A 17,373-nucleotide genomic window follows, 5' to 3' on the forward strand; every position below is an offset into this window, starting at 1 on the left:
CATCACAATTATTTGTCATTAAAATAATTTAAGTTTGGCATCTCTATCAGAAAAATAATATCAATAAAAAAGAAAATGGACCAGGCCTCAGAGAGACTGGTCCATTATGCTAGTTCAATTTATAATAGCTGGGATGTGCTCTTAAAAGCCCCTTACACAACTATAAAAACATGAGCATAGTATTCCATAGGGCATTCATTGTATAAGCATTCTTTACCCAAACTTCAGATGATTCGTCTATCTTAACGTACTCATAAACCGCTAACTGTCCCTTGCTCATTGCATTCCTGGTTAATATTGTCTTAAAATCTTCCAGCGCAATCGTTCCTTCAAAGCCAGTAGCTGTTGAATAGTACAAAGCCTTTTCTCCGATAATTGTATAAACGCCATCCTCTCTTTGAATACCTAATAATGCATCATATCCTCTGCCTTTTAAAAGCTGCACAATTTCGGAGTGCTCATCCCGAAAATGATCAGCTGCATTATCTATAAACTTATTACGTTTTATCCGGGCCTTTACTCCATTTAAATTTATCATCTATTTATAAATTTTTCATGAGAATAAATGCATTGTCCGGGTTACTACTCCCCTATGGCGCTTACTGGCTGTTGCATTACAGGTTAGCCTCTACGAAGGATCTGGTATAATCTTTAATCAGCTGTCTTACTGCTCTGAACTGCGCCATGATTTCTTCTTCGGTGCCGGTAGCTTTGGCCGGATCAGGGAAGTTTTCATGGAACTTCTGTGCAGTCGTGGGAAAGAAGGGACATCTTTCCTTTGCGTTGTCACAAACAGTTATCACAAAGTCAAACGGAATATCACGGTATTCTGTAATATTGTTGGAGGTATGCGCTGAAATATCGATGCCATCTTCCGCCATAGTGGCTACAGCTCTGGGATTGACGCCATGTGTTTCAACGCCGGCGCTGTAAACGGCAGCCTTCTCTCCGGCGAAGTGCCTTAAATAACCTTCTGCTATCTGGCTGCGGCAACTGTTGCCCGTACAAAGGACCAGGATACTTTTCATATGATAGGTGGTATAAAGTTTTAAAGTTGTTTACGCTTTTACAGTGGTGACGGAAGTGCCGTACCACTTTCTCCGGAGCCAGAAGGCTACATTGACCAATGCAATCAGTGCCGGTACTTCTACCAGTGGTCCGATCACACCGACGAAAGCCTGGCCGGAGTTAATGCCAAATACGCCGATGGCTACGGCTATTGCCAGCTCAAAGTTGTTGCCCGCCGCGGTGAAGGCGATGGAGGTATTCCTGGAATAGTCCGCCCCCATGGCTTTGCCCAGCAGGAAACTTACCAGGAACATGATAACGAAATATATCATCAGCGGGATCACTATCCTGATTACGTCGAAAGGTATCTGTACGATCAGTTCTCCTTTAAGACTGAACATCACGATGATGGTGAATAACAGGGCTATCAGGGTGATCGGCGAGATGAAGGGAACGAATTTCTCCTGGAACCACTTTTCCCCTTTCCATGCGATAAGACTGTAACGGCTGATGATGCCGGCTGCAAAAGGAATGCCCAGGTAGATGCCTACGCTTGTAGCAATTTCTTTAATGGATACGGCCACGGTAATACCTTTCATGCCAAAAACAGTTGGCAACCAGGTGATGAATATATAGGCGTATACACTGTATAATAATACCTGGAAGATACTGTTTAAGGCCACCAACCCGGCTGCGTATTCCCGGTTACCATCTGCCAGTTCATTCCATACGATCACCATAGCAATACATCTGGCAAGACCGATCAGGATAAGGCCGGTCATATACTCAGGGTATCCATGCAGAAACAGTACCGCCAGTATAAACATCAGGATGGGCCCTATTATCCAGTTCAGTATCAGGGAAACAGATAATACTTTAGTATTACGGAATACTTCCCCCATGTTCTCATATTTCACTTTGGCCAGTGGCGGGTACATCATGAGGATAAGCCCTGTTGCCAGCGGTATGTTGGTGGTACCGGATGAAAAGGAATTGATAAATCCGGATGATGATGGAAAGAAGTATCCTATGCTAACGCCGACGGCCATAGCCAGGAATATCCATAATGTGAGGTACCGGTCTAAAAAGCTCAGTTTTTTGCGCTGAGCCGGATGGCAGTTTTGCATGATGTTGTTATTGGTATTTGGATTTTTTCAGATGATCGGTCAGCAACAGCCCGGAGCGCAGCAGGCAGCATCGGCAGGCTTTTCTGCGTATACAGTGATACTGTATATACCGGTACCGCCGGAGCGGAATGTAGCGATATCCTCGGCGCTCAGGTAGTTGGAAAGAATATCATCCGGAATGGAGATGGTCTTTTCTTTCTGAATAGTGATGTTTTTGAAGCCGTTATTTTTGATCATCTCCAGATACTCCTGCCTTTGTACGGCGCCGGATACGCAGCCCGCGTACATTTCTGCTGCCTCCCGGATGGTGGCAGGTAATGTGCCCTGTAATACGATGTCAGAAATGCTGAAATGTCCACCGGGCTTCAGTACGCGGAAGATTTCGCTGATGACGCCGTTTTTGTTGGGGACCAGGTTCAATACGCAGTTGCTGACAACAACATCTGCTATATTGGCTGTTACAGGCATCTTTTCAATATCACCCTGACGGAATTCCACATTATTGAAATTCAGCTTCTCCGCATTAGCCCGGGCTTTTTCAATCATGGCCGGCGTGAAATCGATGCCTATTACTTTTCCGGTTTCGCCTGTTTCCTGTCTGGCGATGAAGCAGTCGTTGCCCGCACCGGAACCTAAATCGATAACAGTATCTCCCTTTTTGATTTTTGCAAACTGTGTTGGCAGACCGCAGCCCAGGCCCAGGTCGGCGTCAGGGTTGTAACCTTCCAGTGTAGAGTAGTCATCGCTCATTATGTTGTATACCTCAGTAGAACAGCAGCCGGAACCACAGCAGGAAGATGCGTTAGTGGCCTTGTCCTGCAAAGCGATTTCACTGTATTTCTGTTTTACCAGCGCTTTCATTTGTTCATCGGTGGTCATGTTATACAATTTATTGTATTATTGCAATATTGCGATTGATATATATAAAAATTTTTTAGCAGCAGCTACCTTTGGGATCTACCTCTTTAAAAAAGAGGTTAAAAAGCTCTCTGTACTGTTTCCATACTTTCGGATTGATGCAGTAACACACACTGGCACCTTCGATAGAGCCCTGGATAATGCCGGCTATTTTCAGTTCTTTCAGGTGTTGGGAGGTAGTCGCTTGTGCCAGGCCCAGCTCGTCTACAAGGTCGCCGCAGACACAGGCATTTTTCTTTACCAGGTATTGCAGAATGGCAATACGGGCGGGATGAGCAAGTGCCTTGGCCATTGCAGCTATCTCATTCTGTTGTCTGGTGAATAAATCTGTCTTGCTAGCCCCCATGAATATGCGTTTTATTATAATCGCAATATTACGATATATTTCCAAAGGAACAAATTTTTTTTATCCGGCCAATATAAAGCCCCAACAGGACACTCACGGGTTTCAGGAGGAACGCCATTTGGCAAACATTGGAACCTCTCCCCCTATTGGTTGTAAGTCCTAAACAATTTTCCACATATAATGGATAAGATGTGTTGACATAATTCATCCTGTTTTTATACTATCATTATTATAGTTGCAAAACTATTCTGAGTATGATACATTTGCCATATCTATCAAAACAGATAGGTTCAAAAACGAACTACGAATGAAAACAGAGTGTATAGGAGACCATGTAAAATTTAACGGGAAAGCATATCCCTGTACTGTTAGTTTAACCATGAATCTGGTTGGAGGAAAATGGAAAGCCGTTATTCTTTATCATCTTAAAGACGGAGAAAAAAGATATAATGAACTCCGTAAAGAGATACCTTCCATTACGGAAATGACGTTAAGTCTGCAATTGAAACAATTGGAAAAAGACGGATTGATAACAAGAAAGGTGTTTGGCAAAAAACCTCCGGTCAAAGTCGTTTACGACTTAACCAGATTGGGCAAAAGCCTTGTACCAGTGCTGGACGCCATCACCCAATGGGGTAACAAAGCGGTGACAGATAATGGAGAATTTGTACATGGTTCGTTATAGACGGTTGCCTCAGGATTCATGCTGTATAACATCTCTCTACTATACCTATAAAATAAAAATAATTATTAATCTGAATTATTATAGCAGTTATACATGGTAATTTCACTGCTCAACCTATAAACACTTTGTAAATAACTGATCACTCGAAACCCGATTTTTAAATTCCCTCAAGACAAAGCTATGAGCATTAATTCCATCTACATTGGAGGCGGCATCGCCGTACTCCTGCTACTTGGCGCATGTACCAAGCAATTAAAAAACGATCTTTCCGATTCTTCAAAAGAAAAGCTCTCTGCCGGTGTGGCAGCGGCAGCAGCACCTGATCCGGACGGATTAAAGCTCCACACTTTCCTGAGAGCAAATGGTCCGGCATTTGAAACCTACACTGTAGACCTCCAGCGGAGCGCTTCCTTTACCACCAAAAGTGGCAGGCAGTATACCATTACTGGTAATTCACTGGTAAGACCTGATGGCAGCTCCGCTCTCGGTACCATCACTTTCTCCGTAAAGGAAATTAGTGATGCTGCAGGTATGATCTTCGCGGACAGACCTACCGCCACCAACACAGGCGCGCCACTGGAATCCTACGGCGAATTTTTCGTTTCAGCCAAACAGGGTACAACACCGCTCCAATTACGTAAAGACAGCGCCATCAAGGTTCAGGCAGCTGCCAAACCAGTTGACCAGCGCATCCCGATGTGGAACGGTGATACCTCTATCACCATCAACACCTCTGGTTACAATTATGTAAACCAGCTCATCACTTTATCTACTACCATTAGCGCAAACAAGGGCGTAGACTGGCAGCAAGTAACCAATCCGGCTTCTGCATATGCACTGTTTGATGGCACCAATGGTACCCTCAACTTCAGACTGGACAGCCTGATCAAATGGACCAACTGCGATAGGTTAATGAGTCTTCCAAACCCCAAAACCACCGTACTGGCCTACTTCAACTCCAATTACAATCCCGCTACCAGTACCAGCTTTAGCGGCGAAGAGCCAACCATGCTGTACTTCAAACCTACTGGTGTCAATAGCATCATCAAATTCTATAATACCATCTTCACTCCGCCAGCAGGCTTTGAAGGTTTCCTGAGCTATCAGAACACCATCCCTGTAGGACAGAGCGGCACTTTCCTTGCCATCTCTTCTATTGGCGGTCAATTCTATGCCGAGCAGAAAACAGTAACTATCAGCGCCCCTGCTCCAGGCAACAATTACACTACAGTAACTTTCAATCCGGTTCCTGTTAGTGCGAGCACACTGGTTTCACTGATCACGAGCATGAACACCAAGTAATCAGGTACAATAAAATAGCCGTTAACAGGTTGATTAACGGCTATTCTTTCTACTATGATTTTACAATTTTTTTTCTAAAACACTTAGCTCCTAAAGCTTGCAACCCATTCTTTAAACTTGCCGAACTGCTCTGCCAGGAAAGATTCTTTTTCTTCTTCGTGAGGGTGTGCATCGGAACCTACCGGCAGGATGTGCTCGAAATAGGTGCCTTTCAATACTCTCCGCAACAGGCCTTCTCCTATGAACGGCTGATTGTCATTCAGTGTTTTGGTTGCTTTCAACAAGTGGCGGATATCATATTGTAACGGATTGATATCAGGAACCTGCTTGTTCAGGTTCAGCAGTGTATATACAGCAACACGTGCAGTGCGTACAGAACTTTCCATCGTGAACACGACATCGTTATTGGTTTCTACAAACTGTCCAATCAAAGCAAGGTTTTTGCATCCATCAGGAACGATTTGCGGACGATCCCCTTTGGCCCTGGGCATAAACATTGACGTGATGTAGGGCATGTAAGCAGTACGTACGATGGTGTTTTCCACTACATTGTCAATCTGCTCCACAATCCCTAAGTGGTAGCATAATTCAGTTAGGATCTCATTGCCGGTACAAGCTGGCATGGTCTTCTTAATGTAGTTTCCTTCCTTATCCATAAACAGGGAATAAACCCACAATACAAGCATGTCATCCGGCTGTGTCGGGAAGTGTGGCTGGCGGTTACAGGTGAAACTCATCAGCCAGTTGGAGTCGGTTATCGTAATAATACCGCCCGTAACGGTTTTACCGGAATACGGATCGTTTACGGCGTATGTTTTTAGTTTTTCTACCAGCGCAGAAGGTCTACAGGTCAATGTTACAGACTCCCAGGATGACTTTTCGATATTGGAACAGAATTTTTCCGGTTTACCGAAAGCCGGAGATTTTGCCGCCAGGTTCTTCCACAATTTCCACCCCGCACTTTTGCCGCTGTTGCTGTTGTCCACTGCCAATACCGGTGCTGTGGTATTATTACCGTAAGACGTATCCTCGGTCATTGAACCCGTAGTGACGATAACATAATCATTCTCTGTAACCGGTATAACTACTTCTTTTCCTTCCTCTTCGGTAATGATCCCTTTGACCACTTTGCCTTCAGCATTGATAAGCATATCCAGATCTTTTACAAGGGCATTGAACCGGATCTTTACACCTTTTTCCTTCAACCATCTTCCCAAAGGGGTGACAAAGGAATCATACTGATTATATTTCGGGAAAATAAGGGAAGAAAGATCGTGCAGACCATCGATGGCGTGTAAGAAACGGTGCATATACAACTTGAACTCAAGCAAACTATGCCAGTTTTCGAAAGCGAACATCGTGCGCCAGAACGTCCAGAAGTTACTTTCCAGGAAACTTTTGCCGAAATAATCTTCAATGGTGATATCATCCAGCTCTTCCTTCTTCTTCAGCAGCAGTTTTATAAGTGTCAACTGATCCTTTTTGCTCAATCCAAATTTGCTGAAGTCCTTTACTTTTCCTTGTTCATGGATCAATCTTGCAATTGAATAGTTGGAATCATTGTCATTTACAAGACGGTATTCATCCAGCACGCTATAGGGAGGCGGCATTTCCAGGGCTGGAATATCCTGAAAAATGTCCCAGAGATTTTCATAGGTACAGTCCATTTCACGGCCTCCGCGGATAATGTATCCGTCTTTGGCGTTGCCGGCGCCATCCAGTGAACCACCATCTATGTGCAGTTGCTCTATGAACGTGATGTTTTCCGGTGTGAAATGTCCGTCACGGATAAAGTAATAAGCAGTGGACAATCCTGCAATACCACTACCCACGATATACACCTTGCTGTCTTTATAGGATCTGGTCGGGATACCTTTATTGCGTTGGTAGTTCCCTATCTGGTCTGAAAAAGGCATTGACTTTTCAGGCGTGTTTCTCGGCGTCTCTTTGCTGGCATCCGGTTGATGGTCAACTTTTCTATAGATGTCAGAAGCTTGTATAAAATTTTCGAATTTTGAATTGATGTTATTCATGCTCGACTCATTTTTGATTAACAACACAAAGTTAGAATTATACCTAAATTCGCTTATATCCTCAAATTCGCCAATCTTATACAGAAATTCGCTTTCGCTATAACGACTGGTGTTTTCTATATTCCTGGGGGGAAATGGAAACGTATTTCTTAAAGAAGCGCCCAAAGGATGAAGTGGAACTAAATCCTGTGTCCATCGCAATCTGGGATATCGTTTTCTCCGGATTGCCCAGTAATACGCAAACCTCTTTAAGCAGGGTTTCATTTATAATTTCGTGGGGAGTTTTGCCTGTTGTCTTTTTAACGATACTGATCAGGTATTTGTTTGTAATAAACAACTTGTCTGCATAAAACTGTACATCTTTACAATACGAGGCGTTTTCCTGTACAAGTTTTGTGAATTTAAAGAAAAGGTTGTTTGCATCCTGGATGTTGTCAGCCATTTCTGCTCTTTCGTTATCGACAAGTGTGGCTACCTCGAGTAGAAGCTGAATAATAATAGTCCTGATGATATCCTCCATAAACCTGCCTTTTCGGCCTGTTTGCTGTTTGAGATAATTCAGCTGTGCAAATAATCGCTGGGAATGTTCTTCACCGGGAGTGATAACACTGAACGTTAAGTTCCTGAACAAAGATAGTTGCTCAATAAAAAAGGGGTTGGCAATATTCCTGAGCAAAAATATTTTATCAAAGAAAAGGAGTTTCATCCTGAAGTCTTTGCTGAAATGGACAATGCGGATGATAGTAGATGGTGCTGAGATGAGAAAGCTGTTGGGGCCTATATGATAGGTGCGGTTGTCTATTTCGACTTCCATTTTTCCGGATACACAAATGCAAAATGCGTAAAAATCAATCCTGAAAGCTGTTTTCGGGAATTCGAAAATCGGATTCCCTGAAGAAATGTAGTACGGCTCATTGCACAGTACTCCGTAAAATGATAAAGTTTCTTTCAGACTTTCGTATGCTTTCATTAAATATAATTATAAATTAATTCCTCATTATTTGCCTGGCTACGCCCAACCTTTCTACTGCTGCAAAAGCCTTTGCGGCCTGTAGCGTACAATACCCGCCGCATCCTTTTGGCTACAATATTACGACTTTCGGCTACATCCGTCTTATTCATTGTTCGGACTTTTGAGTCAACAAAAGCACTACTATGAACATCGTACTCACAGGCTCGCTTGGAAACATTGGCAAGCCTCTCACAGAAACGCTGGTAAGCAACGGCCATGCAGTCACTGTTATCAGCAGCAATGCTGAACGTCAGAAAAACATTGAACTCCTTGGTGCAAAAGCGGCCATTGGTAAATTGCAGGATGTGGATTTTCTGGCGGAAACCTTTAAAGGTGCTGACATCGTATACCTTATGGAAACAATGGAAGCTGTTGGTGATATGTTCGATAAATCAGTTGACTTTATCAGCGACATTACTAAAATCGGCCAAAATTACAAAGAGGCCGTAGAACGCTCCGGCGTAAAGAAGGTTATACATCTCAGCAGCATCGGCGCACATACGAATAAGGGAACAGGTATCATCCGTTTCCACCATCATGTGGAGACCATTCTTCGCCAACTGCCGGCTGATGTATCTATTAAGTTCGTTCGTCCGGTCAGCTTCTACATCAACCTATTTTCCTTTATCCATAATATCAGATCCCAGGGGGCCATCATTTCCAATTATGGCGGTGATGTTAAAGAGCCATGGGTCTCACCGAAAGATATTGCTGCCGTCATTGCCGAAGAGGTGGACAGACAATTTGAGGGTAAAACAATACGCTACGTCGCAAGCGATGAGATCTCGCCCAATGAGATTGCCAGGGCCCTGGGAGAAGCCATCGGCAAACCCGACTTGAAATGGCTCGTTATTCCAAGCCAACAGCTGCTGAATAGCTGGCTAAGCATTGGTTTTAATGAGCAGGTAGCTAAGGGCTTTGTCGAACTGCAGGAAAGCCAGGGTAACGGGAAGCTTTACGAAGACTACAATCAACACAAACCGTCGTTAGGCAAGGTGAAGCTGAAAGACTTCGTAAAGGAATTTGCCGAAGCTTATAACAGGAAATAAAGCACCGCTATAACCGGCCTTTAGGATGGCCACGGCTCCATGGCAGCTGTGGCCCAATTACAGGAGGTGGTGGTACCCGCGTAACTGTTCTATTAAAAGTATTTTTTAACTTCGGATAAAAGTACCGCAAGATGAGTAGTAGGTAAGTGTGGTTCATTTTCAAAATAGCCCTGCCGAAAATTTTAGTGTATGAGGAAAATTCAGAAATTAAGCACAATTAAGGAGTTTCATCAAACCAGAAGTCTTAATCCGCCGGAGCACCCTTTAATCAGTATCGTGGACTATGCGGATATACAGTTGCAGCCAGAATACTTTGACTGTAACTGGACGCTTGATTTTTACTTAATATCACTTAAAAAAAATATTGGTGGCAAAGTAAAGTACGGTCAGCAGACCTACGATTTTGACGAAGGCATAATGTTCTTTATCGCTCCGGGCCAGGTATTCCGCATAGAACAGATAACTGCCTCATCTGCTAAAAAATCCGGATGGATGTTGCTCATCCATCCGGATTTTTTTTGGAATACGTCTTTGGCTAATGGAATAAAGCAGTATGAGTATTTCAGCTATACAATCCATGAGGCACTGTTTGTTTCCCAAAAGGAAGAGGACACTTTGATGGATATCATCAGGAACATCCAGCGAGAATATCATGCTAATATTGACAAATTTAGTCAGGGAATTATTATTTCTCAGATTGAGACGCTGCTTAAATACTCCGAGCGATATTACAATCGCCAGTTTATTACCCGAAAGCGGGCCGGCCATCAAATGCTGGACCAATTGGAACTATTATTTGCAGATTATTTCAGCGATGACATCGCCAGCACAAAAGGGCTCCCTACGGTGCAGTATTTCGCGGGAAAATTACATCTGTCGCCGAAATATTTAAGCACTATGCTCAAAACCCTGACAGGACAAACTGCCCAGCAGTTTATTCACGAGAAATTGATAGCATTGGCCAAAGAGAAATTGTCAATCACGAACCTTAGCGTAAGCGAAATAGCTTACAATTTAGGTTTTGAGCATACGCAGTCATTTAACAAACTGTTCAAAAGTAAGACGTCCCTTACACCGCTGGAATTCCGAAAATCATTTGATCTGAACTGAAGCCTTTTGTATTTTTTTTCTTATCCGCCATCTGATGATGTCACATTTACAGGTCCAGCGGTGTCTTTATGCTTGAACAAAAAAATATTTAAGGAGGACATTATTATGACACTACGTATTTCAAAAGCGGAGCTCCCTGTTGAGCTCAGGGAGAACATGATCAGGCAGCTAGGTGCCGTGCCAGAACCCGTTGAGGTGATATGGCACAACCCTAAGGTCGCCGAAGCCAACCTGGAGTTCGGGCGCAAGGTGAGCGAATGGGATGTATGTGACAAACATCTTAAGTCCCTTGCGCACATGGCTGTCGCCGCATTGGTTGGTTGCAGCTGGTGTCTCGACATCGGTTACTTTCAGGCAGAGAACCAGGGGTTGGACCTCGCTAAGGCCAGCCAGGTACCGCGGTGGCGGGAATCGAACGTATTCACGACGATGGAGCGGGACGTGATGGAGTATGCTGAGGCTATGAGCAACACGCCTACGACCGTCACCGATGAGTTGTCTGCACGTTTGCTGCAGCAGCTTGGTCCCGCGGCATTGGTGGAGCTGACTGCGCTCATCGGCTTTGCTAATTTATCGACCAGGGCCAACACGGCACATGGTATCAAGTCGCAAGGCTACTCCGATGCCTGCGAAATTCCGCTAACTAAACCTGCCGGAAAGTCTGGCGCAGTATTAAAATAATGGACCAGGATCCTTTTGTTTCCCATCGAAACCTGCTATTTACGATCACCTACGAGATGCTCGGCTCTGCGGCTGATGCAGAGGACGTACTGCAGGAGGCGTGGCTCCGGTGGGCCGACGTTGATCACTCGCAGGTGCGCGACCCGCGTGCTTACCTCATTCGTATCGTCACGCGGCAGGCACTCAATTGGATGCGAACATTGTCGCGTCGCCGCGAGGAATACGTTGGCGAGTGGCTGCCGGAACCGTTGCTGACAAACCCTGATGTTGCCGGGGATCTCGAATTATCAGAGAGTATCTCCATCGCAATGCTCATCGTGTTGGAAACGCTTGGGCCGATGGAACGTGTCGTATTCGTGCTCCGCGAGGTTTTCAATATACCATATGGCGACATCTCCGAAATTATCGGAAAACCCGCAGCTACGGTCCGGCAGATCGCGCGAAGAGCACGTGTACATGTTACAGCCAGACATCAGCGGGAGCTGGTGAGCCGGTCCGAGCAGCAAGCTGTGGTGGAACAGTTCCTGGTCGCGTTGCGAACCGGACAGCTGCAACAACTGATGGAGATCCTGGCGCCGGATGTTGTTCTGATTGCCGATGGCGGCGGACTCGTGCCCGCTGCCCCAGCTCCTGTCCGCGGAAGTGAGCTAGTGGCGAATTTGCTCACGCATCCGAATCAGGTATTTACCGCAAGTACGGTGTGGCTTAACGGTAAGCCGGGAGCCCGTATCGAAAGAGATGGCGCGACCGCCGTAGTGAGCTTCGTTGTGGAAAATGGAAGGATTGCCCGGATCTACGCGATCGCAAACCCTCACAAGCTGATACGGCTGGACAAACCAACCGAACTTGCCAGGTAAGCCGATTGCTGCTTTGGTAACTTCGCAGGGAGTACGTTTATGCTTAATTATTTAGACACTATCTTAAAACTGCGTAAACATATAAAATTGGAATACTAAAAGCACTCCGATTGCAGACCAAACTAACAAAGCCCGCGACCTTGTAGTGCGCGGGCTTTGTTAGTTTCCAGCGATCCCGCTGGGACTATATCAAAGGCTTAATTGGCGCCACTTTTCACGGATTTCAAAGCTACTGTATCCTAATTTGTATCCTTCTGGATTAGTTTTCTTTATACCGGAGTGAAAACTCATGCTCAATTTTATACATCAATTATCATTTTTACATTAAAGAATGTTATTGGTGAGTTAACCTTCTTTTATTCACATAACGAAGAGATTTCCTGCACAACTACTCATTAATTTTCACCTGTAAGGACGACGATTGCTATCAAATGCAAAACAATTAAAATGACCAACAAAGCTTATAGAGAATGGCTGGTGGAAATAAAAAACAAGGTAAAACAAGCTCAATTAAAGGCAGTTTCCAATTTCAATATAGTTTTAATAGAACTTTATTGGGAGCTGGGAAAGGAAATTATCTCCAAACAAACTGAATACAAATGGGGAGAGAATTTTCTGGAACAATTGTCTATCGATCTCAAAAAAAGTTTCCCACAGATCAATGGTTTCTCTCGCAGAAATTTGTATACAATCAGACAATGGTATATTTTCTTTTCTCATCAATTTGAATTTGTGCCACAGCCTGTGGCACAATTGCCCTGGTCGTACCAACGACTGTTAATTTCTAAAATTAAAGACCTGGAAACAGTAGTTTTATATGCCAAAGCCACCCATAAAAATGGTTGGTCAAGGAATCAATTAGAAATTAATATTAAACATAATTATCATTTAAGACAAGGAAAGGCTGATCACAATTTCGAATCAACTCTTCCTAAACCACAGTCTGATCTGGCAGCAGAGACTATTAAAGATCCATACCATTTTGATTTTCTTGGATTGGAAGAGAATGCGCAAGAGCGAGAGATTGAACTTGCCCTAACGCAGAAGATTACCCACTTTATGCTGGAGCTGGGAAAGGGTTTTGCCTTTGTTGGCCGTCAATATAAATTAGAAATCAGTGATTCAGATTATTTCCTGGATTTGTTATTTTATCATCTGCACCTACGCTGTTTCGTAGTCATAGAATTAAAAGCAGGAAAATTTCTACCTGAATATGCAGGCAAATTGAACTTTTATCTTTCTGCGGTAGATAGTAAATTAAAACACATAACCGATAGCCCATCTATCGGAATAATATTATGCCGATTAAAAGATAAAATAGAAGTGGAATATGCGCTTCGCGATTTAAATAAACCTATTGGCATTAGTTCTTTTGAGTTATCAGAAATAATCCCTGATGACCTTAAAACTCAACTCCCCACAATTGAAGAAATGGAAAGGGAATTAATGGACGAGTAAGGTATTTTTCCTTATTTGAGACCAAGTAATATTCTTTGCTGATATGACTTTACCAGAAAAAGGGATACATTAGACGAGAATTATTTACTGTATCCTTTTTTGTATCCTTTCAGATTCGTTTGATATGGTTTACCTTTCTAAGGTAAAGCAAAAAGCCGCATAAATCCTACGATTTAAGCGGCTTTAATTTCCTTTGATATTCTTGTGGTGATCCCGCTGGGACTCGAACCCAGGACCCATACATTAAAAGTGTATTGCTCTACCAACTGAGCTACGGAATCATTTCCTATCAAACGGAGCGCGAAGGTATAAAAAATATTTTCTTCTCCAAAAAAAATTAAAGAAAAATTTCAGACCACAAAAAACATCCTCACCAAAAGCGATTTTAATATCATCTGCAAAGACCTCGGCAGGGATAATGGAGTACTGAATGATATCATTCACTTTTTGTTTGAAAGGCAGATAAACTACGCGAAAGAATTGCTTTCATTCATACGTGATACGCCACAACAGTGCTAATGAAAAACCACATATACTCCTGCATGTTCCGCATCATTATATCGCTTCCTACCTGGGCATCACCAATGTTTCTCTCAGCGGGATCAGAGGCAACCTGAAAGGATGACTTCATTTATTAACAAAAGTTAATGGCGCCTCCGGCCCCACTGCTGACCTTCGCATCTTCGCACAGTTCTGCCGGCACAACCTGGGCTCCCGGCACTGACGATTTACAATTATTAACCGCCTCTAGCCTCTTTTTAACCCTGTGATTCATCATCCGTGTTTGTTCCTTATTTTTAGCGTTGATAATATCTGCTAATTATTAAATCACCACCACGTGTTTTTAAAGGAAACTTATATCAATAGAAGAAACAGGCTGCAATCGGATATGGGCAGCGGTATCATTTTACTACCCGGAAATGACGACAGCGGCATGAATTACAGGGATAATATCTATCCTTTCCGGCAGGACAGTAGCTTCCTGTATTTCACAGGGATAGACAGGCCCGGGCTTACATTTGTGCTGGATATTGATAACAACCGGGAGATATTATTCGGTAATGAAGCTACCGTTGAAGAGATCATGTGGACAGGCCCTGTAGACTCCCTGGCTTCACATGCCGCCAGGGCGGGTATTTCAGACGTCAGGCCATTATCGCAGCTGGACAATTTCCTGACACAGGCCGGGAAATTACAGCGCGCTGTCCACTTTCTGCCACCCTACCGGCCGGAACATACCCTAAAGCTCTCCGCCTGGCTGGACATCCCGACAAAGGAAGTGGAACAGCGTATATCCGTGAAGTTTATAAAAGCGGTGATCAGTCAGCGTGCCATCAAATCTGCAGAAGAAATTGCACAGATAGAAACAGCCGTCAACACCACGATAGATATGCAGCTCAAAGCCATGGAACTAGCGGCTGCAGGCGTCACTGAAACGGAGATCGCTGGCCGCCTGCAGGCTGTCGCTATCGCCGCCGGTGGTAATATCTCCTTCCCCGTCATCCTCACGGCCAACGGACAGTTCCTCCATAACCATCCTCATAAAACAGCATTCCGGGACGGACAACTGGTACTCTGCGACTGTGGCGCTGAAAACGCCATGCGATACGCAGGCGATCTTACCCGCACACATCCCGTGAATAAAAAATTCAGCACGGCACAGCGGGAAATTTACGACATTGTGTACCATGCCTACCAGGCCGCCGCTGATGCAGTAAGACCCGGTATCCGGTTTAAAGACATACACCTGCTCGCCTGCGAACAGATCGCGGAAGGACTGATTGCACTAGGCCTGATGAAAGGCAATGCCAAAGAGGCCGTGGCGGCAGGCGCACACGCACTCTTCTTCCCCTGTGGCCTGGGACATATGCTCGGACTGGATATTCATGATATGGAAGGTTTGGGAGAAGAATATGTAGGATATACAGATGATCTGAAGAAAAGTACTGCCTTCGGATTGAAGTCCCTCCGACTCGGACGTGAACTGGAAGAAGGCTATGTACTGACGATAGAACCCGGCATCTACTTCAACCCCTTGCTCACCGCCGCCTGGCAGGCGGAAGACAAACACCGGGAGTTTATCTGTTACGATAAGCTGGCTGCCTATAATGATTTCGGCGGCGTACGCCTGGAAGACAACTTCCTGGTAACAGCCGGTGGCAGCCGCATTCTCGGACGTCCATTCGCCAGAACAGCTGCCGAAATAGAAGACCTGATCGCAAAATAAATGTTCTTTTATAACATGAAAAACACCCTGCGGCTACTGCCACTTATATTAATCTTCGCCTGTAACACAGGCCCAACAAAGGATACCGGAAAAAAGCAGCTGGACCTGCTCGCACAAAAGTATGTGCGCCTCGGACTGAATATCGGGCAGTATGACCCTGATTTTGTAGATGCCTACTATGGTCCCGACTCCCTGAAGCCCGCATCCAAACAGGGCTCGTTCCCGAAAGACAGCTTCCTCGCAGAAGTAGATGCGCTCAAAAAGGCATTGCAGGACATTTCCGGTGCAACGGACAATGATACTATCCGCATCCGCGCCAACTGGATCACACAGCAGCTCACCGCTTTCAGCAGACGTATCAGGATATTCTCCGGCGAATTCAAACCATTTGATGAAGAATCCAAAGAATTGTTTGGGGCTGTGGCACCGGTATATCCCGAAGAACACTACCGTTCACTGGTAGCAGAACTGGATAGCCTGCTGCCTGGCAAAGGCCCGGTACCAGAGCGTTTTCAACAACTGGCCAACCGCTTTGTGATCCCAAAGGATAAACTGGACACTGTTTTTAAAACAGGTATTGAGGAAGCCCGCAAGCGCACCTTGCAGCATTATGATCTGCCCTCCACAGAGAGCTTTACGCTGGAATATGTCAGCGGCAAGCCCTGGATGGGATATAACTGGTACAAGGGAAACTATAAAAGCCTCATCCAGATCAGCGCCGACCTGAAGATCTTTATAGAGAAAGCGATAGACCTGGGCTGCCACGAAGGTTATCCCGGTCATCACGTATATAATATGTTGCTCGAAAAAAATCTGTATCACGACAAAGGATGGGTAGAGATCTCTCTGTATCCACTCTTCAGCCCTCAGTCGCTGATAGCAGAAGGCAGTGCCAACTACGGAATTGAAATAGCTTTCCCTGGAGAAGAGAAAACAACCTTTACCAAAGCAGTGTTATTGCCACTGGCAGGCCTCGACACCACCGGTATCACAGCCTATTTCAAAGCACTGGACATAAAAGGCCGGCTCAATTATGCACGCAACGAAGTGGCAAGAGGAATGCTGAACGGCAGCATGTCTGACTCCACAGCAGTACAGTGGCTGCTGAACTACACCCTGCTCAACCGCGAGGCGGCCGAAAAAGGATTGCAGTTCATCCGCAAAAACCGCAGTTATGTAATCAACTACAATTACGGGCAGGACCTGATCAAAAACTATATCAACACCAAAACTGCTGCAGGACAACCGGAGAAAAGGTGGGATGCTTTCGGATATCTGTTGAGCAACCAGATCACACCGGCAGATCTGATCAAAGCAGGAGGTACAAAATAAACTGTTCATCTGAAGAAAATAAAGAAACCCTTGCAGAAATGTCTGCAAGGGTTTCTTTATTTCTCTGAAGAATCAGGTTATGCCTAACCCAAAACTGCAGCTTAAATGTTTATTGATATAATATACATTAACCCCACGCTGCACCCGCTAAATAGACGAAAGAAAGGTAAGAAACAATACCAACGCTAGTATGATCACTATAAATGCGGGAATCATCAATAGTTTTTT

17 protein-coding genes and 1 tRNA gene are annotated in these 17,373 nt (G+C 44.6%); 10 read left to right on the forward strand and 8 right to left on the reverse strand.

Annotation, left to right across the window (positions count from 1 at the left end; all coding sequences use genetic code 11):
- Window positions 1-160 precede the first annotated feature (160 nt).
- The 5 genes from KD145_RS06745 to KD145_RS06765 form a co-directional block, all read right to left on the reverse strand.
- Window positions 161-538, reverse strand: a complete 378-nt coding sequence (locus KD145_RS06745) for a hypothetical protein (RefSeq protein ID WP_212005145.1) — start codon at window positions 536-538, stop codon at window positions 161-163.
- Window positions 539-614: 76 nt separating this feature from the next.
- Entirely contained in the window at window positions 615-1,028 is a 414-nt protein-coding gene (locus KD145_RS06750) for an arsenate reductase ArsC (protein WP_212005146.1), read from the reverse strand.
- 30 nt (window positions 1,029-1,058) lie between these two features.
- Window positions 1,059-2,135, reverse strand: coding sequence for an ACR3 family arsenite efflux transporter (gene arsB, locus KD145_RS06755; protein WP_212005147.1), 1,077 nt, complete (start codon window positions 2,133-2,135; stop codon window positions 1,059-1,061).
- A 39-nt stretch (window positions 2,136-2,174) separates the two neighbouring features.
- Entirely contained in the window at window positions 2,175-3,014 is an 840-nt protein-coding gene (locus tag KD145_RS06760; protein WP_212005148.1) for an arsenite methyltransferase, read from the reverse strand.
- 55 nt (window positions 3,015-3,069) lie between these two features.
- Window positions 3,070-3,399: a helix-turn-helix transcriptional regulator gene (locus KD145_RS06765; RefSeq protein ID WP_212005149.1), complete on the reverse strand. Its 330-nt coding sequence runs from the start codon at window positions 3,397-3,399 to the stop codon at window positions 3,070-3,072.
- 307 nt (window positions 3,400-3,706) lie between these two features.
- Here KD145_RS06765 and KD145_RS06770 point away from each other — a divergent pair, with 307 nt between their 5' ends.
- Together KD145_RS06770 and KD145_RS06775 are read left to right on the forward strand one after the other, a co-directional pair.
- On the forward strand, window positions 3,707-4,084 hold the full coding sequence (locus KD145_RS06770) for a helix-turn-helix domain-containing protein (protein ID WP_212005150.1): 378 nt from the start codon (window positions 3,707-3,709) through the stop codon (window positions 4,082-4,084).
- 180 nt (window positions 4,085-4,264) lie between these two features.
- The gene (locus tag KD145_RS06775; RefSeq protein ID WP_212005151.1) at window positions 4,265-5,386 is read left to right on the forward strand and encodes a hypothetical protein; all 1,122 of its coding nucleotides are present in this window, start codon (window positions 4,265-4,267) and stop codon (window positions 5,384-5,386) included.
- Window positions 5,387-5,469: 83 nt separating this feature from the next.
- On the opposite strand, the gene KD145_RS06780 is transcribed toward KD145_RS06775, so the two are convergent.
- Window positions 5,470-7,419, reverse strand: a complete 1,950-nt coding sequence (locus KD145_RS06780) for an oleate hydratase (protein WP_212005152.1) — start codon at window positions 7,417-7,419, stop codon at window positions 5,470-5,472.
- Between the two features lie 97 nt (window positions 7,420-7,516).
- Window positions 7,517-8,389 carry an AraC family transcriptional regulator gene (locus tag KD145_RS06785; RefSeq protein WP_212005153.1) on the reverse strand — a complete coding sequence of 291 codons (873 nt, stop codon included), beginning with the start codon at window positions 8,387-8,389 and terminating at the stop codon, window positions 7,517-7,519.
- A gap of 185 nt (window positions 8,390-8,574) precedes the next feature.
- On the opposite strand from KD145_RS06785, the gene KD145_RS06790 reads away from it, so the two are divergent.
- From KD145_RS06790 to KD145_RS06810, 5 genes are all read left to right on the forward strand, one after another.
- Entirely contained in the window at window positions 8,575-9,480 is a 906-nt protein-coding gene (locus tag KD145_RS06790) for an NAD(P)H-binding protein (RefSeq protein ID WP_212005154.1), read from the forward strand.
- 189 nt (window positions 9,481-9,669) lie between these two features.
- Window positions 9,670-10,590, forward strand: coding sequence for an AraC family transcriptional regulator (locus KD145_RS06795; RefSeq protein ID WP_212005155.1), 921 nt, complete (start codon window positions 9,670-9,672; stop codon window positions 10,588-10,590).
- Between the two features lie 105 nt (window positions 10,591-10,695).
- Window positions 10,696-11,271 (forward strand): carboxymuconolactone decarboxylase family protein, encoded by a 576-nt coding sequence (locus KD145_RS06800; RefSeq protein ID WP_212005156.1) that lies wholly within the window; start codon window positions 10,696-10,698, stop codon window positions 11,269-11,271.
- Window positions 11,271-12,128, forward strand: coding sequence for an RNA polymerase sigma factor SigJ (sigJ, locus tag KD145_RS06805; RefSeq protein WP_212005157.1), 858 nt, complete (start codon window positions 11,271-11,273; stop codon window positions 12,126-12,128). The genes KD145_RS06800 and sigJ overlap by 1 nt, the downstream gene beginning before the upstream one ends.
- 447 nt (window positions 12,129-12,575) lie before the next feature.
- Complete coding sequence (locus KD145_RS06810; RefSeq protein ID WP_212005158.1) at window positions 12,576-13,586, forward strand: YhcG family protein; 1,011 nt, start codon at window positions 12,576-12,578, stop codon at window positions 13,584-13,586.
- Between the two features lie 205 nt (window positions 13,587-13,791).
- Here the strand turns inward: KD145_RS06810 and KD145_RS06815 are convergent.
- Window positions 13,792-13,867, reverse strand: a tRNA-Lys gene (locus KD145_RS06815).
- Between the two features lie 215 nt (window positions 13,868-14,082).
- Here KD145_RS06815 and KD145_RS32455 point away from each other — a divergent pair.
- From KD145_RS32455 to KD145_RS06825, 3 genes are all read left to right on the forward strand, one after another.
- The gene (locus KD145_RS32455) at window positions 14,083-14,211 is read left to right on the forward strand and encodes a hypothetical protein (RefSeq protein WP_256441275.1); all 129 of its coding nucleotides are present in this window, start codon (window positions 14,083-14,085) and stop codon (window positions 14,209-14,211) included.
- Window positions 14,212-14,424: 213 nt separating this feature from the next.
- Window positions 14,425-15,813 (forward strand): aminopeptidase P family protein, encoded by a 1,389-nt coding sequence (locus tag KD145_RS06820; RefSeq protein ID WP_249219751.1) that lies wholly within the window; start codon window positions 14,425-14,427, stop codon window positions 15,811-15,813.
- Between the two features lie 15 nt (window positions 15,814-15,828).
- Window positions 15,829-17,145 carry a hypothetical protein gene (locus tag KD145_RS06825; RefSeq protein ID WP_212005159.1) on the forward strand — a complete coding sequence of 439 codons (1,317 nt, stop codon included), beginning with the start codon at window positions 15,829-15,831 and terminating at the stop codon, window positions 17,143-17,145.
- The last annotated feature ends 228 nt before the right edge of the window (window positions 17,146-17,373 follow it).

Origin of the sequence: Chitinophaga sp. HK235 (assembly GCF_018255755.1) — a bacterium.
GTDB lineage: Bacteria > Bacteroidota > Bacteroidia > Chitinophagales > Chitinophagaceae > Chitinophaga.

Bases quoted from the DNA above. Each gene is read 5' to 3' on its own strand.
- KD145_RS06795 (WP_212005155.1), top strand. From the start codon at position 9,670: ATGAGGAAAATTCAGAAATTAAGCACAATTAAGGAGTTTCATCAAACC.
- KD145_RS06810 (WP_212005158.1), top strand. From the start codon at position 12,576: ATGACCAACAAAGCTTATAGAGAATGGCTGGTGGAAATAAAAAACAAG.
- KD145_RS06780 (WP_212005152.1), bottom strand. From the start codon at position 7,419: ATGAATAACATCAATTCAAAATTCGAAAATTTTATACAAGCTTCTGAC.
- arsB (WP_212005147.1), bottom strand. From the start codon at position 2,135: ATGCAAAACTGCCATCCGGCTCAGCGCAAAAAACTGAGCTTTTTAGAC.
- KD145_RS06745 (WP_212005145.1), bottom strand. From the start codon at position 538: ATGATAAATTTAAATGGAGTAAAGGCCCGGATAAAACGTAATAAGTTT.
- KD145_RS06800 (WP_212005156.1), top strand. From the start codon at position 10,696: ATGACACTACGTATTTCAAAAGCGGAGCTCCCTGTTGAGCTCAGGGAG.
- KD145_RS06765 (WP_212005149.1), bottom strand. From the start codon at position 3,399: ATGGGGGCTAGCAAGACAGATTTATTCACCAGACAACAGAATGAGATA.
- sigJ (WP_212005157.1), top strand. From the start codon at position 11,271: ATGGACCAGGATCCTTTTGTTTCCCATCGAAACCTGCTATTTACGATC.
- KD145_RS06790 (WP_212005154.1), top strand. From the start codon at position 8,575: ATGAACATCGTACTCACAGGCTCGCTTGGAAACATTGGCAAGCCTCTC.
- KD145_RS06785 (WP_212005153.1), bottom strand. From the start codon at position 8,389: ATGAAAGCATACGAAAGTCTGAAAGAAACTTTATCATTTTACGGAGTA.
- KD145_RS06760 (WP_212005148.1), bottom strand. From the start codon at position 3,014: ATGACCACCGATGAACAAATGAAAGCGCTGGTAAAACAGAAATACAGT.
- KD145_RS06750 (WP_212005146.1), bottom strand. From the start codon at position 1,028: ATGAAAAGTATCCTGGTCCTTTGTACGGGCAACAGTTGCCGCAGCCAG.
- KD145_RS06775 (WP_212005151.1), top strand. From the start codon at position 4,265: ATGAGCATTAATTCCATCTACATTGGAGGCGGCATCGCCGTACTCCTG.
- KD145_RS06825 (WP_212005159.1), top strand. From the start codon at position 15,829: ATGAAAAACACCCTGCGGCTACTGCCACTTATATTAATCTTCGCCTGT.
- KD145_RS06770 (WP_212005150.1), top strand. From the start codon at position 3,707: ATGAAAACAGAGTGTATAGGAGACCATGTAAAATTTAACGGGAAAGCA.